Source organism: Franconibacter daqui (assembly GCF_014644275.1).
Classification (GTDB): domain Bacteria; phylum Pseudomonadota; class Gammaproteobacteria; order Enterobacterales; family Enterobacteriaceae; genus Franconibacter; species Franconibacter pulveris.
On the sequence record NZ_BMKJ01000005.1, the window covers coordinates 191,841 to 216,539 of the forward strand.

General features: G+C 53.6%; 18 protein-coding genes and 3 pseudogenes. 11 read left to right on the plus strand and 10 right to left on the minus strand.

Annotated elements, in window-relative coordinates; genetic code table 11:
* The first annotated feature begins 173 nt into the window (after nt 1–173).
* On the plus strand, nt 174–2,351 hold the full coding sequence (locus IEX01_RS16590) for a sensor domain-containing phosphodiesterase (RefSeq protein ID WP_188724195.1): 2,178 nt from the start codon (nt 174–176) through the stop codon (nt 2,349–2,351).
* 46 nt (nt 2,352–2,397) lie between these two features.
* Here IEX01_RS16590 and IEX01_RS16595 read toward each other — a convergent pair whose 3' ends face one another.
* A complete protein-coding gene (locus IEX01_RS16595; protein ID WP_024559103.1) occupies nt 2,398–3,582 on the minus strand; it encodes a NupC/NupG family nucleoside CNT transporter in 1,185 nt (394 codons plus the stop codon).
* 353 nt (nt 3,583–3,935) lie between these two features.
* On the opposite strand from IEX01_RS16595, the gene IEX01_RS16600 reads away from it, so the two are divergent.
* Nucleotides 3,936–5,174, plus strand: a complete 1,239-nt coding sequence (locus tag IEX01_RS16600; RefSeq protein WP_048888536.1) for an Nramp family divalent metal transporter — start codon at nt 3,936–3,938, stop codon at nt 5,172–5,174.
* Between the two features lie 53 nt (nt 5,175–5,227).
* Here the strand turns inward: IEX01_RS16600 and IEX01_RS16605 are convergent, their stop codons facing one another.
* Nucleotides 5,228–5,575: a DUF2502 domain-containing protein gene (locus tag IEX01_RS16605; RefSeq protein ID WP_024559101.1), complete on the minus strand. Its 348-nt coding sequence runs from the start codon at nt 5,573–5,575 to the stop codon at nt 5,228–5,230.
* Nucleotides 5,576–5,696: 121 nt separating this feature from the next.
* Nucleotides 5,697–6,698, minus strand: coding sequence for an L-glyceraldehyde 3-phosphate reductase (gene mgrA / locus IEX01_RS16610; protein WP_188724196.1), 1,002 nt, complete (start codon nt 6,696–6,698; stop codon nt 5,697–5,699).
* 183 nt (nt 6,699–6,881) lie between these two features.
* Between mgrA and IEX01_RS16615 the strand changes: the two genes are divergently transcribed.
* Nucleotides 6,882–8,549, plus strand: coding sequence for an alpha-keto acid decarboxylase family protein (locus tag IEX01_RS16615; protein ID WP_188724197.1), 1,668 nt, complete (start codon nt 6,882–6,884; stop codon nt 8,547–8,549).
* On the opposite strand, the gene IEX01_RS16620 is transcribed toward IEX01_RS16615, so the two are convergent.
* Complete coding sequence (locus IEX01_RS16620) at nt 8,546–9,781, minus strand: ion channel protein (RefSeq protein WP_188724198.1); 1,236 nt, start codon at nt 9,779–9,781, stop codon at nt 8,546–8,548. The genes IEX01_RS16615 and IEX01_RS16620 overlap by 4 nt on opposite strands.
* Nucleotides 9,782–9,994: 213 nt before the next feature.
* On the opposite strand from IEX01_RS16620, the gene glk reads away from it, so the two are divergent.
* On the plus strand, nt 9,995–10,960 hold the full coding sequence (gene glk, locus IEX01_RS16625; protein WP_188724199.1) for a glucokinase: 966 nt from the start codon (nt 9,995–9,997) through the stop codon (nt 10,958–10,960).
* A 25-nt stretch (nt 10,961–10,985) separates the two neighbouring features.
* Here the strand turns inward: glk and IEX01_RS16630 are convergent, their stop codons facing one another.
* The 3 genes from IEX01_RS16630 to IEX01_RS16640 form a co-directional block, all read right to left on the minus strand.
* Complete coding sequence (locus IEX01_RS16630) at nt 10,986–11,717, minus strand: LytR/AlgR family response regulator transcription factor (RefSeq protein ID WP_024558545.1); 732 nt, start codon at nt 11,715–11,717, stop codon at nt 10,986–10,988.
* A gap of 11 nt (nt 11,718–11,728) precedes the next feature.
* A complete protein-coding gene (locus tag IEX01_RS16635) occupies nt 11,729–13,426 on the minus strand; it encodes a sensor histidine kinase (RefSeq protein WP_188724200.1) in 1,698 nt (565 codons plus the stop codon).
* A gap of 80 nt (nt 13,427–13,506) precedes the next feature.
* Complete coding sequence (locus IEX01_RS16640; protein ID WP_024561027.1) at nt 13,507–14,748, minus strand: DUF1479 domain-containing protein; 1,242 nt, start codon at nt 14,746–14,748, stop codon at nt 13,507–13,509.
* A gap of 244 nt (nt 14,749–14,992) precedes the next feature.
* Between IEX01_RS16640 and alaC the strand changes: the two genes are divergently transcribed.
* Nucleotides 14,993–16,231, plus strand: coding sequence for an alanine transaminase (gene alaC / locus IEX01_RS16645; RefSeq protein ID WP_024558542.1), 1,239 nt, complete (start codon nt 14,993–14,995; stop codon nt 16,229–16,231).
* A gap of 45 nt (nt 16,232–16,276) precedes the next feature.
* Here the strand turns inward: alaC and ypdK are convergent, their stop codons facing one another.
* Nucleotides 16,277–16,333: a membrane protein YpdK gene (gene ypdK, locus IEX01_RS21860; protein WP_097566156.1), complete on the minus strand. Its 57-nt coding sequence runs from the start codon at nt 16,331–16,333 to the stop codon at nt 16,277–16,279.
* Nucleotides 16,334–16,713: 380 nt separating this feature from the next.
* On the opposite strand from ypdK, the gene IEX01_RS16655 reads away from it, so the two are divergent.
* Nucleotides 16,714–17,076 carry a cupin domain-containing protein gene (locus IEX01_RS16655; protein WP_024561026.1) on the plus strand — a complete coding sequence of 121 codons (363 nt, stop codon included), beginning with the start codon at nt 16,714–16,716 and terminating at the stop codon, nt 17,074–17,076.
* 14 nt (nt 17,077–17,090) lie between these two features.
* Here IEX01_RS16655 and IEX01_RS16660 read toward each other — a convergent pair whose 3' ends face one another.
* On the minus strand, nt 17,091–18,062 hold the full coding sequence (locus IEX01_RS16660) for a magnesium and cobalt transport protein CorA (RefSeq protein ID WP_024558540.1): 972 nt from the start codon (nt 18,060–18,062) through the stop codon (nt 17,091–17,093).
* A 1,156-nt stretch (nt 18,063–19,218) separates the two neighbouring features.
* Between IEX01_RS16660 and tssB the strand changes: the two genes are divergently transcribed.
* Nucleotides 19,219–19,713 carry a type VI secretion system contractile sheath small subunit gene (gene tssB / locus IEX01_RS16665; protein WP_024558539.1) on the plus strand — a complete coding sequence of 165 codons (495 nt, stop codon included), beginning with the start codon at nt 19,219–19,221 and terminating at the stop codon, nt 19,711–19,713.
* 19 nt (nt 19,714–19,732) lie between these two features.
* A pseudogene (locus tag IEX01_RS16670) lies at nt 19,733–20,152 on the plus strand (type VI secretion system contractile sheath domain-containing protein); the annotation flags it as partial.
* Here the strand turns inward: IEX01_RS16670 and IEX01_RS21750 are convergent.
* A complete protein-coding gene (locus IEX01_RS21750) occupies nt 20,128–20,649 on the minus strand; it encodes a KPHS_23130 family T6SS system protein (protein ID WP_505675667.1) in 522 nt (173 codons plus the stop codon). The pseudogene IEX01_RS16670 and the gene IEX01_RS21750 overlap by 25 nt on opposite strands.
* A gap of 16 nt (nt 20,650–20,665) precedes the next feature.
* Here IEX01_RS21750 and IEX01_RS16675 point away from each other — a divergent pair.
* The 3 genes and pseudogenes from IEX01_RS16675 to tssE form a co-directional block, all read left to right on the plus strand.
* A pseudogene (locus IEX01_RS16675) lies at nt 20,666–22,589 on the plus strand (ImcF-related family protein); the annotation flags it as partial.
* Nucleotides 22,589–23,521, plus strand: a pseudogene (locus tag IEX01_RS16680) (type VI secretion system protein TssA); the annotation flags it as partial. The pseudogenes IEX01_RS16675 and IEX01_RS16680, both read left to right, overlap by 1 nt.
* 116 nt (nt 23,522–23,637) lie before the next feature.
* Nucleotides 23,638–24,120, plus strand: a complete 483-nt coding sequence (tssE, locus tag IEX01_RS16685) for a type VI secretion system baseplate subunit TssE (RefSeq protein WP_188724245.1) — start codon at nt 23,638–23,640, stop codon at nt 24,118–24,120.
* Nucleotides 24,121–24,699 lie beyond the last annotated feature (579 nt).

Consider the following 24,699-nt stretch of genomic DNA (forward strand, 5'->3'; position numbering starts at 1 on the left):
ACAATAAATATATATAATTATTTGTGGTTTATTTTTATTTAATTCAATTGGTGAATGTAATTTTACTAAAAAGGTAATTCATCTTTTGCCGCCTTGTCACACCGGTGAAAGGTATTTACCATTGGCAATGAATTCCCTTTCTTTTAAACGACAGAAAAATAACATTCATTGCTATGAAATATTACAATCAGCTGCGGAAATCAGGCATCGCTCTTGGGTTATGTTTTCTGTTAATGCCCTTATCCCGCCTGTTATCTCCTCAGGCTGAGATCGATGGCGCTATGCTTTATCTCGCTTATTTGCCCTTAAGCGTAGCTATAGCCATGATGTTTATTTTTGGACGGTTCGCCTTACTTCCCCTTTTTATCAGCTTTTATTTCTGGTATTGGCAACAGTTGTCGCTGGAAACACTGCAAAATCTAACGCTGGTATCCTGTTTTATTATTTCGCTTATTGCCGGGGGACTCGTTTGTCGACGCTTACTTGGCCCGCGCTGGCGCTATGCTCTGCCGGGTAAAGGGGTGGGGATTCGGCTGTTTGGTTTTGGTTTGATAACGCCTTGCGTACTGAAATTATTGATGCTGCTGGCAGGGGTTTCTCTTGGTTATCCCACTACCATCGCTTCTTATTTTGGTGAAAGCTCGCTGTTTTACAGTGTGGTGGATTTCCAAAACCTGTTTCTTACTGCCTCGGCTTTTACCGTACTTTTTTACTATCCTTTGCGAATAATATTGAGCAAGGTCGTTACCAGAAATTTTTGGCGACGCTGCGTGCTCCCTGCGATAGCGCCGGACAAAATTATCTTTACCCTTGGCTGGTTATTTACCGTTGTTGTATTAACTTCGCTTTTTTGCTTGCCTTATAAGGCAGTGATTATCTCCGGCTATATGGTTCCGGTTGTTTTTATCTTATTTACTATGGGCGTATTCCATCTGGGACCCCGGCTGGTAACACTGTGCTGGGCGCTTGTGGCGTTATCGCTTCTTTCCTGGTACAGCGGTTTTATTCCAGATGAAAATGCGCAATTCATGCTTTGCTTCGTGCTTTCCATTTTTATCGCTTTCACTGTCTCTATGCTTTTTATGACGGTGATATTTCAGCGTAATGCCTGGATGCAGCGTCGTTATCATACGCTTGCTCAGACCGATCCACTGACCCAGTTGCCTAACTTACGCGCGCTGGAACTCCACCTGGAACGGGAACGTGCCGGCACGCTCTGCTGTCTGCGCCTGGGGAATCTGGAGATTCTCAGCCGCCATTATGGCTTGCAGATGCGCATTCACTGTAAAAAGACCGTCGTTCAGGCTCTGCAACCCTGGCTTGGTGTTAACGATAGCGTGTTCCATTTGCCGGGCTGCGATTTGTTGATCTTTCTCGCCGGGCCGGAGCCTGCATCCCGGCTGCGGCATATGGTCGACATGCTTAACAGTAAGCGTATCCACTGGCATAACACGGTGCTTGAACTGGATTACGGCGCTGCCTGGGCGAGCGTAGAAAACAATAAAGATTTGCTTTACCGGCTTATCGGCCAACTCAGCTATCTGGCTGAGCAAACGCAAATGAGCGAGCCGGTGCTGGCGCTGAACGAGCGTGAAGCTAACGTTTCAGGCCAAATCACTGGACAAGTGCTTATGCTGCAAAGCGTGAAGCGCGCTCTGGATGAAGACCAGATAATGCTCTACGCCCAGCCGATCGTTGACGGGAACGGCCGGGGATATCATGAAATCCTTTCCCGTCTTTACTGCGACGGGCAGGTTATTGCGCCAGATAAATTTATGCCCATTATCGCTCAGTTTAACCTTAGCGCCTGCTTTGACATGCTGGTGCTGCAAAAGCTGCTTCATTACCTGAGTGAGCGTCCGCAAGCTGACAACGAGGCGCGCTTTTCCCTCAATTTAATGCCGATGACGTTGATGCAAAAGGGGATTGCGAGACAAATCGTTTCGCTCTTCAACCAATATCAGGTTTCGTTCAGCGCAGTGATTCTCGAAGTGACCGAAGCGCAGGCCTTTTCAGATTCGGAAACCAGCCTGAAAAACGTCGCTCTGTTGCGCCAGAGCGGGTTGCGTATCGCCATTGATGACTTTGGTACAGGTTACGCTAACTATGAGCGTCTGAAGCATATTGAGGCGGATATCTTCAAGATTGACGGCTGTTTCATTAAAGACATTATCAACGATCCGGTTGATGAAATGATTGTGAAATCGATCTGCGAACTGGCGAAGGTCAAATCTCTGACGGTGGTGGCGGAATATGTTGAAACACAGGCGCAGCGTGAAATGCTGCTTCGTCTTGGGGTGAATTATCTGCAAGGTTATCTGCTCGGCAAACCCGAACCACTGCAGTTCTGATATAAAAAAACCGGAGCCTGAGCTCCGGTTTTTTATTTTTTATCTATTACAGCACCAGCGCGGCGATAGAAGCGGAAAGCACGCTGACAAGCGTTGAGCCATATACCAGCTTCAGGCCAAAGCGGGAAACCACGTTACCCTGTTCTTCGTTCAGGCCTTTAATCGCACCGGCGATGATGCCGATGGAAGAGAAGTTAGCAAATGAGACCAGGAACACGGAGAGGATGCCTTCGGCGCGGGGTGAAATTTGGCCAGCCAGTTTCTGCAAATCCATCATGGCGACGAATTCGTTAGAAACCAGTTTAGTCGCCATGATACTGCCCACCTGCAGCGCTTCGCTTGCCGGAACACCCATCACCCAGGCTATCGGGTAGAAGATGTAGCCCAGAATGCCCTGGAAAGAGATGCCAAGCACCGCCGCGAACAGGGCGTTAAGACCAGAAATCAGCGCGATAAAGCCAATCAGCATTGCGGCGACGATAATCGCTACTTTAAAACCTGCCAGAATGTACTCGCCCAGCATTTCGAAGAAGCTCTGACCTGCGTGCAGATCGGACATCTGCAGATCTTCTTCATTTTCAACACGGTACGGGTTAATGATTGAGAGGACGATAAAGGTGCTGAACATGTTCAGAATCAGCGCTGCCACCACATATTGTGGTTTCAGCATGGTCATGTAGGCGCCGACAATCGACATGGAGACCGTGGACATCGCCGTTGCGGCCATCGTGTACATGCGGTTGCGCGACATTTTGCCCAGGATATCCTTATAGGCGATAAAGTTTTCTGATTGTCCCAGAATCAGCGAGCTTACCGCGTTGAAGGATTCGAGCTTGCCCATACCGTTAACTTTAGAAAGCACAGTACCGACAGCGCGAATAATAATCGGCAGCACGCGAATATGTTGCAGAATACCGATCAACGCAGAAATGAAGACGATAGGGCAGAGCACTTTCAGGAAGAAGAACGCCAGGCCTTCATCGTTCATTTTGCCGAAAACGAAGTTAGTCCCTTCGTTAGCGAAGCCAAGCAGTTTTTCAAACATGTCGGCAAAGCCTTTTACGAAGCCCAGGCCGATATTCGAGTTCAGGAAGAACCAGGCCAGAAGAACTTCAATGACTAATAACAGACCAATATAAGGCAGACGAATTTTCTTGCGGTCATGGCTAACCAGCAAGGCAAGCAGCGCAACAACAGCAAGCGCCAGAATAAAGTGCAGAACGCGGGACATGTTTGCTCCGAATATGAGGCAGGTTTAATTTCCGTGCACATTCTATGCAACAAACATTTAGAAAACGAGAGTAAACGCACACTATAGTAAGGTCCTGTGACGGAACGCAAAAAAAGTGATCCATCATACAATTCTGATATGTTAAGTAAGGAAGTGAAAAGTTACGTCATACTGCTACACTTGCATAACAACCGGGTCGCCAGAGCCGTCGGCTGTGACCGGACGCCATAAACCCCACCTTGCATTGTTTTCAGCTATCAGAGAAATCACGATTACCTTTCTTTAATGAACTTGATAATCATTCTCATTTTGTTAGCATGAAACATAGCAAAGGCTATATTTAGAGGCAAAGCATGAACAACAGTCGCGTTGAGAGTGGCAGTGGGCGTACAGCGCGTAAGTTAAGGCTGGCGCTAATGGGGCCGGCATTCATTGCGGCCATCGGCTATATCGATCCAGGCAACTTCGCTACCAATATCCAGGCGGGGGCCAGCTTTGGCTATAAGCTGCTGTGGGTCGTAGTCTGGGCGAACCTGATGGCCATGGTTATTCAGGTGCTTTCCGCCAAACTCGGTATCGCCACCGGTAAAAACCTCGCAGAACAAATCCGCGACCATTATCCGCGCCCGGTAGTCTGGTTTTACTGGGTGCAAGCTGAGATCATCGCTATGGCGACCGATCTCGCTGAGTTCATCGGCGCCGCTATTGGCTTTAAGCTTATCCTTGGCGTTTCGCTATTGCAGGGCGCGATATTAACGGGTATCGCGACCTTTCTGATTCTAATGTTGCAGCGGCGTGGACAAAAGCCGCTGGAAAAAGTGATAGGCGGCCTGCTGCTCTTTGTCGCAGCGGCCTATATCGTTGAGCTCATTTTTTCTCAACCCAAAGTCGCCGAGCTGGCGAAAGGGATGATTATACCGAGCCTGCCCACTTCTGAAGCCGTCTTTCTTGCCGCTGGGGTGCTAGGGGCGACTATCATGCCGCACGTTATTTATCTGCATTCTTCATTAACGCAGAACCTTCATGACGGTTCACGCAAAGAACGTTACTCCGCCACCAAGTGGGACGTCGCCATAGCGATGACAATCGCAGGCTTTGTTAATCTTGCGATGATGGCGACCGCGGCGGCGGCTTTCCACTTCAACGGCCACAGCGGCGTGGCGGATCTCGATCAGGCTTACCTGACGCTTGAACCGTTGTTGAGCCACGCGGCAGCCACCATTTTCGGCCTGAGTCTGGTCGCCGCAGGGCTTTCCTCGACGGTAGTCGGCACGCTGGCCGGGCAGGTGGTGATGCAGGGTTTTGTGCGTTTTCACATTCCGCTGTGGGTACGCCGCTCTATTACCATGGCGCCTTCCTTTATCGTTATCCTGATGGGGCTCGACCCAACTCGTATTCTGGTCATGAGCCAGGTATTGCTGAGTTTTGGCATCGCGCTGGCCCTCATCCCGCTGCTTATCTTCACCAGCAACCCGAAGTTAATGGGTGAGCTTGTCAATACCACGCTGGTCAAACGCACCGGTTGGGCAATTGTTACCGTGGTGGTGGCGCTGAATCTCTGGCTTCTGGTGGGGACGGCGCTGGGGCTGTAAGGGCATCGTCAGGTAAGAAAAAAGCAGGCGTTACGCCTGCTTTTTTTGTTCGGTTAGTGATGGTGATGGTGGCCTTTTCGCCCCCAGCCATGGCGGTCGCTGCGGTCTTCCCAGCCGGCGCGGTAGCCGCGCTCATAGGCCCGGCGATTATCCCAGCCGCGTTTTTTATCCCAGCCGTGGTGCCAGCCATTATCATGGCGCCACCAGCGGCCATCGCGTCGTTCATAGTGACGATGCCAGTAATCACGGTCGCGCCAGCGGCCGCCGTCCCAGTAGTTACCGTAATTGTCACGATCGCCAATTTGTAATTTTATCGATGGCAACAGGGTGATTTCGCCAGCACTGGCGATAAGCGGCGTACCAGCGAGTAATACTGCCGCAAGAATCAGGGACCTGAACATACTCTTCTCCTTCACGATCGGGGCCATAAGGGCCTGTTACGAGAATATTACGGTCAGGTAAAGAACTCCTTTATCGCTTTAACTCCTAAATCCTGCGGCATAGCACTTTTTGCAAAATGTTTCAGGCGAGTTCGCCGTTGAGTATGGTTTCGATTTCCTGCCGTTCTTCCTGCGTAAACTGCCGATTTGCCAGCATGCCAACAGCATCCTCAAGCTGGCTGGTCTTGCTTGCGCCAATCAACACCGAGGTTACTTTTTCATCACGCAGCACCCATGCGAGCGACATTTGCGAAAGCTTCTGGCCGCGGCGCTCCGCCATCGCGTTGAGCTGACGCACCTTCTCAAGCTTCTCTTCGGTAATCTGATCCGGATTGAGGAAGCGGCTGCCGCTTGCCGCGCGGGAGTCTGGCGGAATGCCGTGCAGATAACGGTCGGTAAGCTGCCCGCCCGCGAGTGGTGAAAAAGCAATGCTGCCTACCCCTTTTTCTGCCAGCACATCCAGTAATTCCTCTTCCACCCAGCGCTCAAACAGAGAATATTTGGGTTGGTGAATAAGGCAGGGGGTACCGAGCTCGTTCAAAATATCAATTGCCTTGCGGGCAAGCGGCGCCGGGTAATTGGACAGGCCGACATAAAGCGCTTTACCCTGGCGCACCGCATGATCCAGGGCGCGCATCGTCTCTTCCAGCGGCGTCTCCGGGTCTGGCCGGTGATGATAAAAAATATCTACGTACTCAAGCCCCATACGTTGCAGGCTCTGGTCGAGACTGGAAAGCAGATATTTACGCGATCCCCAGTCGCCGTAGGGGCCGTCCCACATGGTGTATCCCGCCTTCGAAGAGATGATTAACTCATCCCGATAAGGCAAAAAATCTTCCCGTAAAATGCGGCCAAAGTTGCTCTCCGCTGAACCTGGCGGCGGCCCGTAGTTATTGGCAAGGTCAAAATGCGTAATGCCCAAATCGAAAGCGCGGCGCAACAGCTGGCGGCTGGTTTCCAGCAGCGTGGCATCGCCAAAGTTATGCCAAAGGCCAAGAGAAATAGCCGGAAGCTTCAGCCCGCTGCGGCCGCAGCGGCGATATTCCATCGTCTGGTAACGAGCCGGATCTGCCTGATAAACCATGAAGAAAGCCTCAGTGTGAAGGTCTGCAGTAAGTGTATGCGTTTACACAAAAATGGTCGATCATCAGCCTACACCGCAGCACGCCGTAAATCCTGCTTTCCAGTCTGAATTGCTGCCGCATTCTGGACAGCGATCACACTTCTTCGATACTCAAATCAGGCCCTTATTAAAAGGATGGCTGTTATGTCTGCTCATTACAGCGTTGCGGATTATCTTCTCGACAGGCTGGCAAGCCTCGGCATTTCTCATTTGTTCGGCGTGCCGGGAGACTACAACTTACAGTTTCTGGATAATGTAATTAGCCACCCGCAGGTCAGGTGGGTCGGATGCGCTAACGAACTCAACGCCGCGTATGCAGCAGATGGTTATGCCCGCTGTCAGGGCGCAGGGGCGTTGCTGACAACTTTTGGTGTCGGCGAACTCAGCGCGCTTAACGGCATTGCCGGAAGCTATGCCGAATATGTCCCGGTTTTACATGTGGTTGGCGCGCCCTGTCTTGGCGCTCAGCGTAAAGGAGAATGTCTGCACCATACGCTGGGTGATGGCGACTATTCTCACTTTCTGCGTATTGCACGCGAAGTATCGGCAGCGCAAGCGTTGCTGAAGCCGGAAAATGCCGGTGCTGAAATCGATCGGGTTATCCGCGAAATGCTGACGACCCGGCGGCCTGGTTATGTGTTGTTACCTGCCGACGTGGCAAAAATGCCTGCCACTGCTCCTGTAAACGTTCTCACTGAGGCCGCTATTCCTTCCGATGAAAACGGGCTGGCGGCTTTTAGCGAAGCGGTTAACCAGCGGCTGGCGCAAAGTCGGCGGCCTGCGCTACTCGCTGATTTTCTGGCGCAGCGCTTTGGGCAACAAAAAGCGTTACAGCAATGGCTGGATGATACGCCGATGCCGCACGCTTCGCTGTTGATGGGCAAAGGATTGCTGGATGAAAGCCAGCCTGGGTTCGCAGGCACCTACAGCGGCGCGGCAAGCGTTGACCGCGTACGCGAAGCCATCGAAGAGGCGGATTTGGTCATCTGCGTGGGCGTACAGTTTTCCGACACGATTACCGCCGGCTTTACCCAAAAGCTCTCTTACAGCCAGACTATCGACATCCAGCCGCAGGCTGCGCGCATCGGCGACCAATGGTTCAGCCCTTTACCGATGGCGCAGGCGGTGGAGATCCTGCATCAGGCCTCTAAGCGTTATGTGCAGCGCTGGCCGCAGCCCGATATCAAACCGCCCCGTCCCGAGCGGGGGGAGGGGAAAGGGCTGGACCAGGCTGCTTTCTGGTGCGAAATACAAAGGTTCCTCCGCCCCGGCGACATCGTGGTCGTGGACCAGGGAACCGCCGCTTTCGGCGCGGCGGCGCTGCAGTTGCCCGCAGGCGTGACGTTTCTTGTGCAGCCGCTTTGGGGCTCTATCGGTTACGCGCTGCCCGCCGCCTTTGGCGCGCAAACCGCCTCGCCGAACCGGCGCGTAGTACTGATTACCGGCGATGGCGCGGCACAGCTTTCCATTCAGGAACTGGGTTCAATGCTGAGGGAATGGCAAAAGCCTGTCGTGATTATCCTTAACAATGACGGCTATACGGTTGAGCGCGCCATTCACGGCGCGGAGCAGCGCTACAACGATATTACCCGCTGGGACTGGACGGCGCTGCCGCATGCCCTGGACGTCAGTCATCAGGCACAAAGCTGGCGCGTCTGCGAGCCGGTGCAGTTGCGGGAGGTGCTTGAACGCTTAAGCCAACCCGCGCAGTTGAGCCTGGTGGAAGTGGTGCTGCCGAAAGAGAGCCTGCCTGCGCTGCTCGGCGCCGTCAGCGCGGCGCTTGAGGCGCGCAACGCTGGCGGCGAAGGTTAGCTATCGTCGCGCGAAGCCATCATCAACGGTTTGCCCGCCAGCAGCAGCCAGGCGGGCAGCATAACGATGCACAGCAGCGGCAAAAGATTGAGATCCGGCACTATCGCCGCCGCCATAAAGAGGCTAAGCCAGCCGTCGCGTGTGACGACCAGCACCATTCCCAGGACCGCGCAGGAAAGCGTAATGGCGGCGGGCACCGCTTCTACATGTTCATGCAGCATGAACCCAAGCGACACGGCGACGAACACCGCCGGGAAGATTCGACCGCCGCGAAAGCCGCAGGCGGCGGCAATGACCAGCGCAGCCAGTTTTACAATCGTAAACAGCAGATAATCCGCCACGCTGTAGGTCTGGCTGAAGGCGAGTTGCTGCATCTCATCCAGCCCTTTGAATAGCGTAACGTGCCCGCCGATAATGCCGAGCAGGCCCAGACAGAACCCCCCCACGCCCAGGATCAGCACCGGGTGTTTTAGCCTGTGCATGAGTTTGTGCAGGCGCGGCAGGCACCAGACGGCGACCATTCCAAGCGCGATGGCGATAGCCGCCACCACCGCCCCGCTGAGAATGTCCACCAGACGCATCTGGCCATAAGGTGCGACAGACAGCGAAAAATGGGGATGGAAAAAGAGGCTGGTGGTTATTCCGCCAGCGGCGGCGGCCATTAGCGGCGCGAAAAGTTTATCCCACAGCGGCGCATCGTTGCTGCTGTTAAGGGTTTGCGAAAAGATAAGCGCGGCGGCGACCGGCGTGCCAAACATCGCGCCGATAGTGCCCGCCGCGGCAAGTATCGTCCAGTCCAGCAGATGGACGCGAGGCAATACCCGCGCGCCAAGCGCTACGGCAAGCGCAATATTCAGCGCCATAATCGGATGCTCTGGCCCAAGACTCACGCCGCCCGCCAGTCCCAGCACCAGCGCGATAATAAGACCCGGCAGCGCGAGCGGCGATACCGGCGCGCCGATAAGCGGTTCCAGCGCCGGGTCTGGCCCGCCGTGGCCGGGCAGATAGCGAATCACCAGCCCTACCGCCACGCCGGTCAGCGTCAGCATTAATAAAATCCAGAAAGGGGAATCGAGAGACACGCCGAGCCGGGAGGGAAGCGACTGCCATAACAGCGTTTGCAACGCCGCCGCCATCTTCATAACGCATAACAGGACGAGGCTTGAACCCACGCCAATCATCAGGGCGGGGAAGGAGAGCAACAGCATGGTTCGGGCTCGCGGATGGAGCATGATACCTTCCTTAACATATTGTACCGTTGTCTTATTCAGACCGCGCGCGCCCCTGTGCCATAATCGCATGACAAAAGGTGCTGAAACGGTAAAGGTAATCTGTGACAGCAGTCAATAAACCTGGGGCACTTATGCTATGACCATTGTTGTTCTGGCGCCGGGAAATTACAGTGTGCCAGGGACCAATTCTGAATTTAGCGGAGCAGTGAAATAATGACAAAATATGCTTTGGTGGGGGACGTCGGCGGCACCAACGCACGCTTAGCGCTATGCGATGTGGACAGCGGCGAAATTCTGCGGGCGAAGACCTATTCCGGGCTGGATTATCCGAGCCTTGAGGCGGTGGTGCGTGTCTATCTGGATGAACATAACGTCACTGTTACCGACGGTTGTATCGCTATCGCCTGCCCCATTACCGGCGACTGGGTGGCGATGACCAACCATATCTGGGCTTTCTCCATCGCAGAGATGAAAAAGAACCTCGGCTTTGCGCATCTGGAGATAATCAACGATTTTACCGCCGTGTCGATGGCCATTCCGATGCTCAAACAAGAAGAGCTGATCCAGTTTGGCGGCGGCGCCGCTCAACCGGGCAAACCTATCGCCGTGTATGGCGCAGGAACCGGGCTTGGCGTAGCGCATCTGGTACATGTTGATCGCCGCTGGGTGAGCCTGCCGGGCGAGGGCGGGCATGTGGACTTCGCGCCTAACAGCGAAGAAGAAGCGATTATTCTTGAACAACTGCGCGCCGAAGTGGGCCACGTTTCCGCCGAACGAGTGCTCTCCGGCCCGGGTCTTGTGAACCTTTATCGCGGGATTGTAAAAGCCGATGGCCGCCTGCCGGAAAATCTGCAACCGAAAGACATTACTGAACGAGCGCTGGACGACAGCTGCACCGACTGCCGCCGCGCGCTTTCGCTGTTCTGCGTCATTATGGGCCGTTTTGGCGGCAACCTGGCGCTGACGCTGGGAACCTTTGGCGGCGTTTATATCGCAGGCGGCATTGTGCCGCGCTTCCTGGATTTCTTCACCGCGTCAGGTTTTCGCGGCGGGTTTGAAGACAAAGGCCGCTTTAAAGCCTACGTGCAGGATATTCCGGTTTACCTCATCGTGCACGACCAGCCAGGGCTGCTCGGCGCAGGCGCACACCTGCGCCAGACGCTGGGGCAAATCCTCTAATCTCAGGCGCCGCAAGGCGCCTTTTTTATAACCGCATCAGCAGGCGAAATTCTTTTACTTTGCTTCGGCTCACCGGCACCTGAAAGTCGAGATCCCGCAGGCGCAGAATATACGTGTTGTTAAACCACGGCTCTATTTCGCGGATTTTATTCAGGTTAACGCAGTAGGAGCGATGGCAGCGGAAGAAATGCGCCTCCGGCAGACGGCTGCAAAACTCGGTGATGTTTATGGGCATCACATAAGCTTCGCGGCGGGTATAGACGAAGGTCATTTTTTCATGCGCTTCGGCATAATAAATATCGTTAATATCGGTAACGATAATTCGCTCATCTTTAACGAGGTTTATCGTCGCGTTTTCGCGGTTTGCCGGGGCTGCGGCATGCGGGCTCGTCTGCTGTGAAAATGCCGCCTCCAGCTTCTGCAGCATGCTGATGATGCGCGATTCCTGATAAGGCTTAAGAATGTAGTCAAACGCCTCCAGTTCAAATGCTTCCACCGCATGCTCTTTCCAGGCGGTGATAAAAACGATAAACGGCTTATGGGCGAATTTACTGATGTTCTGCGCCAGCAGCACGCCATCCAGCGAAGGAATATTGATGTCGAGAAAAATGGCGTCCACGCGGTTGTGCTGTAAAAATTTCAGCACGTCCAGTCCGTCGTCGAAGATGCCGACAATTTCCATCTCGCTGTGTTCTTTGATAAGCCAGCTCAGCTCCTGCTGCGCCAGCACTTCATCTTCAACAATGATGACTTTCATACGGCTCACCGTTACGGCTGAAGGGCGGCAGACGCGGCCAGCGCCTGCGGCTGATTAGGAACATAAAAAGCAATTTCAGTGCCCGGGTCGAGGCGGCGGATAAGCAGCCCTTCGCCATAAAGCAGTCTGACGCGGTGGTGCACGTTCAGAAGACCTATCTTATTGCCCGGCATTTCGTTCGCCTCCACCCGGTCGATAACCTGCTGGTCAATGCCGTGGCCGGTATCACGTACAGCGATGCGCACGCGGTTGCCGCTCTCCGTGACGCTAATCGTCACCACGCCTTTACCCTTGCGGGGCTGGATGCCATGCACGATAGCGTTTTCCACCAGCGGCTGGATAAGCAGACTGGGCACTACGCAGTTAACCTCTTCATCGATGTCGTAGATGACGGTCAGCTTGTCGCCGAAGCGCGCCTGCTCAATAGCGATATAATCTTTTATCTGATAAAGCTCTCTTTTAATGTCTATCTGCTCATCATCGTTGAGTTCAATGTTGTAACGCAGGTATCGAGAAAGATTAAAAATCAGCTGGCGCGCGGTGTCCGGATTCAGGCGAATGGAGGAGGAAATCGCGTTCAGCGCGTTGAATAAAAAATGCGGATTAATTTTACTTTGCAGCGCACGCAGCTCCGCTTTGTTCGCCATCTCGCGCAGCTGTTCGGTGCGGGAAACCTCAAGCTGAGTAGAAATGATTTGCGACAGGCCAATAGCCATCTCCTGAAGAGAAGAGGTTATCTGGTGCGCGTGACAGTAATAGATTTTTAGCGTCCCGGTCACCACCCCTTTTTCCCAGAGCGGAATAACGAGCATAGAGTGAATTTCCGGGGTGCGGTGCGCTTCGTCATTGTTTTTAATAATGATCTTGCCGTAGCGGATCGCCTGTAGCGTTGTAGGACTAAGTTCGTCGTTATTGTCCCGATAGTTGTGCTCGCCCACGCCTACATAAGCCAGCACCCTTTCATTGTTAGTGATGGCAACGGCGTCGGCCTTAATATCCCGACAGATAATCGCGCACACCTGGCGCAGCGATTCGCTGTTGACCTGACGAAACAGCGGCAGCGTTTTGTTGGCGATATCCAGTGCGAGTTTCGCCTGGCGCGCGGCGCTGGCCTCTTTTTCGCCTTCCACGCTTCTGACCAGCAGCACAATAAAGCCAATCGACACCGTGCCGAGAATCATCGGCACGCCGATTTTCGACACGATATCGAGCCCAAGCGACAGCGTCGGCGCCCAGACGATCACCAGAATCATTGTCAGGCTTTCACACGCCATCCCGGCAAGAATACCGATGCGCCAGTGCTGCGCTTTCGGCACCCGCTGGTGGATCCAGCCTGAAAGGCAGCCCGCCACGATGCTGGTAATAAAACAAGGAATAGAGGTAATGCCGCCGATATCAATCAAATAGCGGTGAACGCCTGCGATAAGGCCGGTAATAATACCCACCCAGGGGCCAAAAAGGATGCCGCCGGACATGACCGCAATTATTCGCACGTTAACCAGCGAGCCTTCCACCGGTACGCCGGACCAGGTGCTGAACAGCGCGAACAGAGAGAAGATGGCGGTAACCGCCAACAGCTCTTTGGCGGTGTGAGCGCTTTTATGCAGCAACTCGCGGAAAAGGCGGATGCGAATCAAAAAGAAGAGGCAGATAAGCATTAATGCCGCGCGGTCAAACACCGCCAGCAGCATGTTGAAAATTTCGTGCACGTAATACTCGGGTTGTCATCAGGGAGAAAGGTCATAATAGAAAACCTGGCGGCAGATGACCAGCCGCCAGGTGTGCTGCGTTATTCGCCTTTCAGCTGTTCACGGCCGGCCGGGGTGAGACAGGCTTCGGTAGCGCGGCCGGTAAAATCCACTTCAAAGTCGTCGGCGGCGAAATCGGGCGGGGATCTGCCTTCAACAAACGCCGGCCACTGGCGCTTGAGGTAGGCGGCGTTTTTCTCGCACCAGGGGGCGGCGGCGATATACATTACGTTGCTGTCAAACTCGCCCTGATGTTCGTTTTCCACGGCGTGTATAACATCACAGTGCCAGAAAACCGTGTCGCCCGGCTCCATATCAGGAATTGAGGAAATCCCAGTCAGTAAAAGGGGATGCCACTGTTCGTTAATAGATAATGCGCGGCCAGGCTTCGCCTCGCACAACGACTCCTCCGGCACATCATCCTGAAGGGCGCGCAGCAGGATGTAAGCCATGGCGTTGGCAATGGGCAGCAGCGTCAGCGTGCCGCCGTGTTTGCGCTGTTCGCTCAGCGCCGTCCAGCCCTGGAAAGTGCGGAACATAGAGCAGACCGCCGGGGAGGGGATTTCCCGCGCTTCGGTGCGTCCCTCAGCCTCAAAGGGATTATAACGACGCCATTCGCCGCTAAAGACATGACGATAAACGTGGCGGAAATTTTCATCCAGCCAGCGTTCCACCGAGCCGCCATCCACATGCGGCGACAGGCCCAGCGAAGAGGAGCGCGGCGGGCGGCGGCGGGTGCGGTCTGCATAAGTCACTACGCGGTTCGGATCGAAATGCTGCTTGCCCTGGCTTTCCGTCTGCCAGAGGTTATTGAGGAACACCTGCGCGGCTTTCATGCGTTCGTGCTGACGCGCTTCTACCTGTGGCTTCGACCAGTAGATGCCGTAGATCTGCGGTTTACTGTCGGCAAGCGTACCGAAGTAGTTATCTTCAGCGGCGTTTTTCAGTTTTTCGACGAAGTTATTGCGTTCCAGGTAGTCGCCGATTTCCTTATTCCAGGCGCGCGCCTGGTTTTCTGCAAACACCCCTTTAATCACGCAGCAGCCGCGCTCGCGGATTAACGCTTTTTGTTGGTCGCTGATGCGGTTATGCAGAATATCTTCGGCGTGGATTTGCGGAACCGGGCTTTCGCCGCGCTCCATCTCTTCGCGGATAGCCTGGATTTGGCGCTTCATGTCCGCTTCCAGTTCGTTAAACACCGCTTTGTAATGAGGTAAGTCGCGGCGAAGCTTCTGTTTAACGTCACGAATAGCGGCGGGCAGATCGTTGATTTGCAGGGTCATCGCGGTAACTCCATAAGTGAGAGGGAAGAGGTTATAGGTTTGTTGCGACAGAGTTAATATAGCGCCTGGCAATCGGATAAAACAGGGATATCTTTCAAATGAAAGTTCCCGTTTTTCTCGACGTCAAAAATTGTTTGTTTTGCCTCTCGACAGAAGAAAATTTTTCAGGCTATTTTGTATACATGCCACAATCGTGGCGGCGTCGCTCGGACGGTCCGGGCGCTAACGTAAACCTGAGGAACCTATGGCTGACTCCAGCGCTATCCGTCGTTTTTCCCGTATCGATCGTCTTCCCCCGTACGTTTTTAATATCACTGCTGAACTGAAGATGGCTGCGCGTCGGCGCGGCGAAGATATTATCGACTTCAGCATGGGGAACCCCGATGGCGCTACGCCACCGCATATCGTGGAAAAGCTTTGTACCGTTGCGCAACGTCCCGATACGCACGGCTACTCAACCTCACGCGGTATTCCGCGCCTTCGTCGCGCCATTTCGCGCTGGTATCAGGAGCGTTACCAGGTAGATATCGACCCTGAAAACGAGGCGATTGTCACCATTGGTTCGAAGGAGGGGCTGGCGCATCTGATGCTGGCCACGCTCGACCACGGCGATACCGTGCTGGTGCCTAACCCGAGTTATCCCATCCATATTTACGGGGCGGTCATCGCGGGCGCTCAGGTGCGCTCAGTCCCGCTGGTGGAAGGGGTGGATTTTTTCAACGAGCTGGAGCGGGCTATCCGCGAAAGCTATCCGAAGCCGAAGATGATGATTCTGGGCTTCCCCTCAAACCCAACCGCGCAGTGCGTAGAGCTGGAATTTTTTGAGAAAGTGGTGGCGCTCGCTAAACGGTACGACGTGCTGGTTGTGCATGACCTCGCTTACGCCGATATCGTCTATGACGGCTGGAAAGCGCCTTCTATCATGCAGGTGCCGGGCGCGCGCGACGTGGCGGTAGAGTTTTTCACGTTGTCCAAAAGTTACAACATGGCGGGCTGGCGAATTGGCTTTATGGTCGGCAATCAGCAACTGGTGAGCGCGCTGGCGCGTATTAAAAGTTACCATGATTACGGCACGTTTACCCCGCTGCAGGTGGCGGCTATTGCCGCGCTGGAAGGGGATCAGCAGTGCGTGCGCGATATTGCAGAGCAGTACAAACGTCGCCGCGACGTACTGGTAAAAGGTCTTCACGAAGCTGGTTGGATGGTGGAGTGCCCGAAAGCGTCTATGTATGTCTGGGCGAAAATCCCGGAGCAATACGCCGCTATGGGGTCGCTCGAGTTCGCCAAAAAGCTGCTGCAGGATGCGAAAGTCTGCGTTTCCCCAGGCATCGGTTTTGGGGAATATGGCGACACGCATGTCCGCTTCGCGCTGATTGAGAATCGGGATCGCATTCGACAGGCTGTGCGCGGCATTAAGGCGATGTTCCGGGCGGATGGTCTGCTGCCCTCAGGGAGTAAAACCGCAAGCGAAAGCGCCGAATAAAACAAAACAGGAGCCCAATGGCTCCTGTTTCACTCAGGTGTTTTGCTAAATCATCAGGGCAAACGTGCCGGCCCACAACAGCAGAATCACCGATACGCCCATAAAGAAGTATTTCACGTCACATCGCTCCGCATACTCTATTGTATGCTTAAAAACTCTACGCAAGGTCTCAGTATAGAGAGATAAAACCGCAGCCAGAGTACTTTGAGATTTTTCCCGTCCTGACCTGTCGATTCCCCCGAAAACGTTGACTATTCTGGGGCGCCAGCGGCCGCTAATGTACCCCTAAATTTTGAGGGAGACAAGCGGCTGCCGACCCGCTAAAAATTATTTTTTTGTGGCTCTGCTTAACGATGTTATCTCATTAAAAATACTAGAAAAAAGATAATGTTCGGTGAGTAACTATTCACTCGCTTCCCCTTGCCTGACAGCCGCCAGGTATGTAAATGTAAGTAATTTGTTGTATCAGCAGAGCAGGATAAATGGTCATCAGTAAAACTAACGCAGAACACTACCTGTGGGGTGGGGACTGCGACGGCTGGCATCTGGTAAAAGCCCAGGATTTAAGCGTCATTCAGCAGCGTATGCCGTCGGGCCGGGGAGAGCAGTGCCACTACCATGAAACAGTAAGGCAGTGCTTTTTTGTCATCAGCGGTGAAATGACGGTCGAGCTTAACAACACGGTTTTTGTACTGAAACCGGGCGAGTCACTCGAAGTCGCCCCAGGGCAACTTCACCAGATTCGTAACGAGGCCAATCCTGATACCGAATACCTGGTTATTTCCCAGCCTATGACGCGCAACGACCGTCACGATTTTGCGGACAAATCAGGGGCGAAGCGTTAAGCGTCAGGCCCCGCTTAAAGCCAGCCCGTTTTCCGCAATTTGCGATAAAGCAGGTAACAGGCCAGGAAAGTGCCGCCAATCGTAACCGGATAGCCATAAATCGATTTTATTTCCGGCATGTGTTCGAAGTTCATGCCGTACATACTAAAGACTATGGTTGGGATAACCAGGATAGCACCCCATCCCGCCAGCCGCTTGGTCACTTCGTTTTGCTGTACTGTCACCAGCGCCAGGTTTACGTGCATGGCGCTGGTCAACATTTCATGCATATTTTCCGCATCCATTACCGCGTGATGAGCATGGTCCTGCACGTCTCGCAGATAAGGCCGAAGCGATTTCGGAAAAATATCTTCATGCAGGCGAATTAGCTGATTGCAGATTTCGTTAACGGGTAGCGCGGCATTGCGAATTTCCAGCAACTGCCGACGGAGTGTATAAACCTCCTGCATCGCCTGCTTATCGAATTCGCTGCGGAACATTTTTTCTTCAAGCTTTGTAATACGTTCTCCAAGCGAAGCGGTAATTTCCAGATAATGATCGACAATAAAATCGAGCAGGCAATAAAGCGCGTAACCCGGGCCGCCTTCCGTCAGCATTTCCGGTCGCTCCTGAGCCCGCATACGGACTGGCGCATAGCTTTGCGAAGGGCCATGACGTACAGAAACCAGGTAATTTTTGCCAACAAAGAAGTGGGTTTCGCCAAAGTCGATGCGGCCGGCATCGGACATATAGGCGGTTTTCACCACAATAAAAATCGACTCGCCATACTGATCGATTTTAGGGCGCTGGTGCGCCGTCAGGGCATCTTCAATAGCCAGTTCATGCAGGCCGAACTCTTCCTGCATGTTTTGCATAAACGGCGGATCGGGCTGCCAGAGACCGAGCCAGACAAAGTTATCCGGCGATTTTAGCGCGTCGCTGATGTCTTCGACATTAATCACTTCAAACTCGCCGCCAGGACGATAAACCATACTGTTAACAATCATATTTCTTCCCTGCGCACGCATAGTAATAGGGTAACTATAGCGACCGTTATGCTGCGTTTCCTGTTTAGTTTTCTGAATGTTGCGAAGGGCTGCTGACCTTTTTTAGAAATAGCCAGTCTTGCAAGATTCATCTTCATGGCGTTCTGCCAGCGTAAGCGCGCTTTTATGTCCCTGCAGGCGTCGGATGAGGTTAATATGCGTTTGAGTGGACAACTCTTCACGTTGCCAGCAACAGGCAAAACGCTCGCTCGGTCATACCTGACCCGCCCTTCGTTAACTCTCTTACCTAAGGATTGCTGGAGATATCCAACTTATAGTCGCGCCACGGGCTCTTAAATACGCGTTCAACTATTTCCTCTTTACGTTGATCCAGTAGCATAAAGTATCGTGAACAAAGATGCCTTATCGATGCGTCGGGAGGGCTTTACGAAAGTGAAGGCATAATGGATCCGGTGCCCGGGATAAAGGTAATTTTTGCGTCTCAAAATACTTTCCAGGTTGATATTATGCCTTTGGTTTATCAATTTATCGTATACATAATCCAGAGAGTAATATTAACCATAAAAATCCTCTCCTTTATTTTCTACGCTAAATAAGCATGGCGTGAGGAAAGGGTATTTTCTCCTCCATGGCAAGTGCTTAACGTAAGTGCCAGGAACGGGCGTGTATTTTTTCACGTAAACAAAAATGGTTTTATCATATCGATTCGCCAGGTAAATTTTTTTTTGTTAATTCATTCTGGGATTCAATGGAATTTTGATTTTTAACGGTATTCTTCCTGGGATTATTAATATTTTCCTAATAGCTTTGGAATTGAATTGTTACCGTGTAGAAATATTTTTCAACAGAAAATAACTAAGAAAAAAAGGCCGGTATATATTTCCTGACGCCGGAATATCTGCCTTAACCGAAAATAATTTGAAATCCATTTGCTCTGGAATTGCGGATTTCTCGTAGCGCTCAGATCATGAGTATTTACATTTACGCGCTATTCCCCTCTTGTTTGTGCATGCCATTCGCGTAGCATTTCTAACGTAACTGTCTGTTTTATACATTCTATTTCATCGCTGTGGATGCGGCGAGGTGCTGTCCGGAAGATGTGCCAGAGGTTTCCGGTAATCAGCCGTCTGAAGCACGTCATATGAAGGAACATTGCATGTCCGGTTCATTCCAGGAAGAAATTCCAAAAGCCCGTATTAACCTCAAATTGAACCTGCACACAGGAGGCGCTCAGAAAAAAGTGGAGCTGCCGCTTAAATTGCTGGTGACCGGTGATTTCAGTAACGGACAAGAGAACCGTCCGCTGTCTGAGCGTACCAAAATCAACGTTAATAAAAATAATCTGGGTAGCGTTCTAGCTGAGTTTTCACCGTCCGTTAACCTCACTGTTGAAAATACCCTCGCTGGTGATGGCAGTGAAGAAAACATCCGTCTCAGCTTTAAGGAAATGAAAGATTTTGAGCCGGAGCAGGTGGCCCGCCAGATCCCTCAGCTTAAAGCGATGCTTGCCATGCGTAGCCTGTTACGCGATCTCAAATCCAATCTTCTGGATAACGCCACATTTCGTAAAGAGCTGGAAGCCATTTTGCGCGATCCGACGCTCAGCAATGAATTGCGCGCTGAACTGAATGCCCTTGCTCCGAAAGCCTGACGGAAAAAATTAAAGGAAAATGTTGATGTCTGTACACAATGAAACCGCTGTGCCAGCAGGTGAGACGCTTGTCCAGGAACGTTCCGCAATTGAGGGGGTTTACGCCTCCTTGTTTGAAAAAATCAATCTGAAACCCGCTTCCAGCCTCAGCGACCTGTCAGTCTGGCAGGATGAAACTGCCATGGCGGAAGCCGGTGCTAACGAACGCATTACTGCAGGTGTGCAGGTGTTCCTGGAGCGTCTGCGCCAGTCGGGTCAAAGAGTGGAGAAGCTCGATAAGACGCTGATTGATCATCATATCGCCGAGCTGGATCACCAGATTAGCCGCCAGTTGGATGCCGTCATGCACCACGAGGCGTTTCAAAAAGTTGAGTCATTGTGGCGCGGCCTGAAACATCTGGTGGATAACACAGATTATCGCCAGAACGTGAAGACCGAGAGCAATATGTCGCCTTGTTCTGGTGAAAAAGTTTCACCACGCGTCAGTTGTACCGGGCCATTAAGTCCGGCCAGCCACAGTGCCGCAGATTCTCCGGCGGGACGTTCTGTGCCTGACTGCGCCGCGATGACCTGACACCCGGCGATCAGTATCGTGTCATCAGGTTTGGCTCCGGCAAGCTCGCCCGCTATTTCAGCCAGGCTGGCTTCCCCTTGCCAGGGCTCAGGCCGGGCTGGCAGTGCAATATCCGGGAAAGCGATCGCCATCTGTGCGCGAAATACCTGCCAGGTGATGTCGGCCCCCAGCCAGTAGCAACGCAGCGGTGGAGTGAGTTTTTTTTCACTACGCTGCTTTTGCCACTCAATAACCAGCAGTTCCGCCAGCCGCTTTTCACGAGCGGAGGGATCCATAACCGAAATTTGTGGCAGCCTCAGTACGCTGCCACCGCCCTCTTTTTTTTCCTCCGGTGGGCGTTGTTCACGATTAAGTACACGCAGCCAGTCAACTGAACGCGTATCGGATTATCAGCTCACGGCTCTGCATACGCTACGTAATGACGCCGGTCGCCTGCAGCACCGCATTCAGGATGGAGCCCCCTGGTACCAGCGCTTTGGTCTGGACCATAACCAACAACTGCTCGACGCGCTGCTGCCGTGGTACGGCGTGGCAAACAACCGCCTGATACGCGATCCGGCAAATACTGCCCTGACGCAAAAACTGACAGCGCTGGTCAATTCAGCGCCCAACAGCGACCAGCGGGCACAGCTGGCGAAGCCGGGCTATGACCAACTGAAGGCCTGGCTGATGATGTCCCGTCCGGATATCCCTGGAGGACATGACCAGCGGTACCGATGCGCGGCGACTGTTCACCACCGAGGAAGTGGTGCCAGGCATGTTTACCCGCCAGGCGTGGGAAGGGGGCATTCAGCAGGCTATCGAAAAGGCCGCAAATTCCCGCCGGGATGAAATTGACTGGGTGCTGAGTGACAGCCGGAAAGCGGTTTCCTCAGACCTGTCACCAGAAGCCTTGAAAGCACGTCTGACGCAACGTTACTTCACTGACTTTGCCGGCAGTTGGCTGAGCTTCCTCAACAGCCTGCGACTTAACCCGGCGAACAACATTGCTGACGTCACCGACCAGTTGACCCTGATGAGTGATGTCCGGCAGTCGCCACTGATTGCCCTGATGAATACCCTCGCCTGGCAGGGACAGACCGGTCAGAAAGTCGACGGCCTGTCTGACTCGATTATTAAATCCGCGAAGGACCTGGTCGCCGGAAAAGAGAAACCGGTAATTGACCAGAGCGCAACTGGCCCCCAGGGACCGCTGGATGAAACCTTTGGCCCGCTGCTTCAGCTTCTGGGTAAAAACAAAGGCAGCAATGTGATGTCGGCTGACAACTCGCTGAGCCTGCAGACGTATCTGACCCGCATCACCCGCGTGCGCCTGCGCCTGCAACAGGTGGCCAGTGCTTCTGATCCGCAGGCAATGATGCAGACCCTGGCGCAGACCGTATTCCAGGGCAAAAGCGTGGATCTCACCGATACCCAGCAGTACGGAAGTCTCATCTCTGCAAGCCTTGGCGAAGAGTGGAGCGGTTTTGGCAGCACGATGTTTGTGCAGCCACTGACCCAAGCCTGGGAGACCGTGCTTCAGCCGTCGGCGGCGAGTCTGAATGACAAATGGAGCCGCTCCGTGGTGGCGAACTGGCACACCGCCTTTGACGGACGTTTCCCGTTTGCCGCCAGCAAAAGTGATGCTTCTTTGCCGATGCTGGCTGAATTTGTGCGTAAGGACAGCGGGCGTATAGAGCGCTTCCTGACGACAGAGCTCAACGGTGTGCTGCACAAAGAGGGCAGCCAGTGGGTACCGGATAAGGTCAACAGCCAGGGGCTGAGCTTTAACCCGGCTTTCCTGCGGGCCATTAATCAACTGAGCCAGCTGTCAGACATTCTGTTCATCGATGGTAGCCAGGGCATCAGCTTCGAATTGCAGGCACGCCCGGCACCGCAGGTGGTGGAAACTCAGCTGACCATTGATGGACAAAAGCTGCACTACTTCAATCAGATGGCCGACTGGCAGAGCTTCCGCTGGCCGGGAGACACTTACAAGCCGGGGACGATGCTGACCTGGACCACGGTCAACGCTGGTGCGCGCCTGTTCGGGGATTACAGCGGGACCTGGGGCTTTATTCGCTGGCTGGACCAGGGCAAGTGTGCGCAGCTTGACCGCAGCCAGTGGATGATGAGCTTTACCGCCCCGGACGGTCGCACCCTGCAGTGGGTGCTGCGCTCGCAACTCGGAAAAGGTCCGCTGGCGCTGCTGGATCTGCGCGGTTTCACGCTGCCGGATCAGATATTCAGTGTCGACAGCGCGGCCACCGCGCAGGCGCTGATGGCCAGTGCCGGAAACAGTGACATGGAGGGAGTCGAATAATGAGCACTCTGCAAAATCTGGTCGCGGCCTGTCAGGCTGACGACGCGCAGCTGCGGCGGCAGGCGCAGGCACGCACGGAAAACTGGCAGCCCTGGCTTGCTCCGGTAAGTGATGCCAGTCCGACGGGAGAAGACCCCGGCTATGACGATGATTTTCAGCGTATCCGGGAGGAGGTCAATAAACTTTCCGGCATCGATACCGGGTTGATTTGCACGCTTGCCGAAAAACTGCTGACCACTACAGCCAAAGACATCCGGGTCGCTACCTGTTACTGCTGGGCGCGTCTGCACCGGGACGGGGAAACCGGATTTGCCGAAGGGCTTGAACTGCTGGCGGGGTTGATACAGCGCTATGGAACGCAGCTTCACCCTCAGCGCGAGCGGAGCCGTAAAACGGCGCTGGAGTGGCTCGCAGGCTTCCGAGTTCTGGACAGCCTGTCACTCTGGCCGGAAGTGGCACGCGACGATGCACTGCGCACTGCCGGTGCGCTGTTGCTCATCCACGACAGTCTGGAGACAGAGCCGGAGGCGTCACGACCAGAGCTGAATGCCCTGTACAGCGCCCTGGAATCTCGCCTGATAAAAGCCGGTGGCGTGGATGCCGTGGTCCCGCAGAACGCCGGTAATAAGGCTCAGTCACAGACCTCCACGCACACGACCGAGTCAGATGCGCCAGTTCTGAGCCGCATTACCTCCGGTCAGGATTTGCTGGCTCAGGCCCGTACCCTGACCGGATATCTGCGTGAGCAGCCCGATGGCTGGCTCGCCGCACACCGGCTGATGAAAAGCCTGCGTCATGACACGCTGAGTGCTATTCCGGCACCGGATGCCGAAGGGAAAACCCGAATAGAACCGCCGCGCGCTGACCAGCGGGCGATGCTAAAACGCCTCTATCTGCAGCAGAGCTGGCTGGAGATATTCCGTCACCCGGATATGGTCAACAACACCTGGAAGCTGGTGATAGGGCGCGAAGACCTTGACCCGGATAAGCCGCGCATTCTGGAAGCCGGTAACAATCATCTGATTCTGCAACCTCTTAAGGATGAATGATGCCCCAGGGACTCAACACACCTTCACTGTATGAAATGCTGACCGGCAACTTTACCGGCGGCCTCGATCTTCATCAGGTCAGTGAAGAAAATCAGGTGATCCTCTCGGTGCTCGACAACATGCAGCGCATCCTCAACTGCCGCGCCGGCACGCTTAAACATCTGCCGGACTATGGCCTGCCTGACATGACTAAAATCCTCCAGGGTATGCCGGGTACAGCCCATGAACTGATGGGCATATTGTCCGCCGTACTGCTCAAATATGAACCCCGTCTGAAAAAGGTAGCCGTTGTCCTGCTGGAACAGGACGTCCCCGGTGAGCTTCGCTATGCCATTGACGCTGAACTCAAAGGGGTTGGACTGGTGCGCTACGGCACAGAGTTTATGCCGGAGGGGCGGGTATTGTTACGCCACCTGAAACAACAGCATTATCTCGACGCGACAACCCGCCTCCGTCCCGTTCAGCAGAAAGCGTCAGGTTGATATTGCAGAGTTTCATCTGCGAATGGAGCGGCTTCAGGAGCGAATGGAGGTGTGATGGGGGGACTAAACAGAATGTGCAGTGCAGACATTGCTGCATTCATCAAGGGCCCGCTGGTGGAGGGCGAGGTTTTTTCTATTCCTGTTACTCGGGGTAGATGATCATGGATGTAAAAAGAAATTAAACATGGCGCAAAGATATCAATACTGCAGATATCGTTCTGGTCCTTACTGGTGTTCTGGCCTGGGACGTTTATGCAGCTGTAAGAGCTTTAAGCAATCTTAATGAGCGGTTTAGTGAATCCGTATCTGATCGGCCAGGCGTCCTGTTTGTTGATTGCTGTTGCGATGGTACTGCGGATTTTAAGTTACCGGGGCTACAGGAAGAAAACAGACAGCGCGTGAACAGGCTGTGTCAGGTCTCGCTCAGAAAGAAAACACTTGAAGAGACAGTCACTACCGAAGCGGCCCGTGGTATATCCTTCAAACGTTTACCCATTCACGTTGAATTGAGTAGACATGGGCTTATGGCGGATCGCCAGGGTTGAGAGTTTACTGCTGGTTATAGGGGGAGATTGAATT

Excerpts from the sequence above, each read along its gene's own strand:
- IEX01_RS16630 (WP_024558545.1), bottom strand. The coding sequence starts at position 11,717 with ATGAAAGTCATCATTGTTGAAGATGAAGTGCTGGCGCAGCAGGAGCTG.
- IEX01_RS16605 (WP_024559101.1), bottom strand. The coding sequence starts at position 5,575 with ATGTTCAGGTCCCTGATTCTTGCGGCAGTATTACTCGCTGGTACGCCG.
- alaC (WP_024558542.1), top strand. The coding sequence starts at position 14,993 with ATGGCTGACTCCAGCGCTATCCGTCGTTTTTCCCGTATCGATCGTCTT.
- tssB (WP_024558539.1), top strand. The coding sequence starts at position 19,219 with ATGTCCGGTTCATTCCAGGAAGAAATTCCAAAAGCCCGTATTAACCTC.
- IEX01_RS16640 (WP_024561027.1), bottom strand. The coding sequence starts at position 14,748 with ATGACCCTGCAAATCAACGATCTGCCCGCCGCTATTCGTGACGTTAAA.
- IEX01_RS16595 (WP_024559103.1), bottom strand. The coding sequence starts at position 3,582 with ATGTCCCGCGTTCTGCACTTTATTCTGGCGCTTGCTGTTGTTGCGCTG.
- glk (WP_188724199.1), top strand. The coding sequence starts at position 9,995 with ATGACAAAATATGCTTTGGTGGGGGACGTCGGCGGCACCAACGCACGC.
- IEX01_RS16660 (WP_024558540.1), bottom strand. The coding sequence starts at position 18,062 with ATGATTGTTAACAGTATGGTTTATCGTCCTGGCGGCGAGTTTGAAGTG.
- mgrA (WP_188724196.1), bottom strand. The coding sequence starts at position 6,698 with ATGGTTTATCAGGCAGATCCGGCTCGTTACCAGACGATGGAATATCGC.
- IEX01_RS16655 (WP_024561026.1), top strand. The coding sequence starts at position 16,714 with ATGGTCATCAGTAAAACTAACGCAGAACACTACCTGTGGGGTGGGGAC.
- tssE (WP_188724245.1), top strand. The coding sequence starts at position 23,638 with ATGCCCCAGGGACTCAACACACCTTCACTGTATGAAATGCTGACCGGC.
- IEX01_RS16600 (WP_048888536.1), top strand. The coding sequence starts at position 3,936 with ATGAACAACAGTCGCGTTGAGAGTGGCAGTGGGCGTACAGCGCGTAAG.
- IEX01_RS16590 (WP_188724195.1), top strand. The coding sequence starts at position 174 with ATGAAATATTACAATCAGCTGCGGAAATCAGGCATCGCTCTTGGGTTA.
- IEX01_RS16615 (WP_188724197.1), top strand. The coding sequence starts at position 6,882 with ATGTCTGCTCATTACAGCGTTGCGGATTATCTTCTCGACAGGCTGGCA.
- IEX01_RS16620 (WP_188724198.1), bottom strand. The coding sequence starts at position 9,781 with ATGCTCCATCCGCGAGCCCGAACCATGCTGTTGCTCTCCTTCCCCGCC.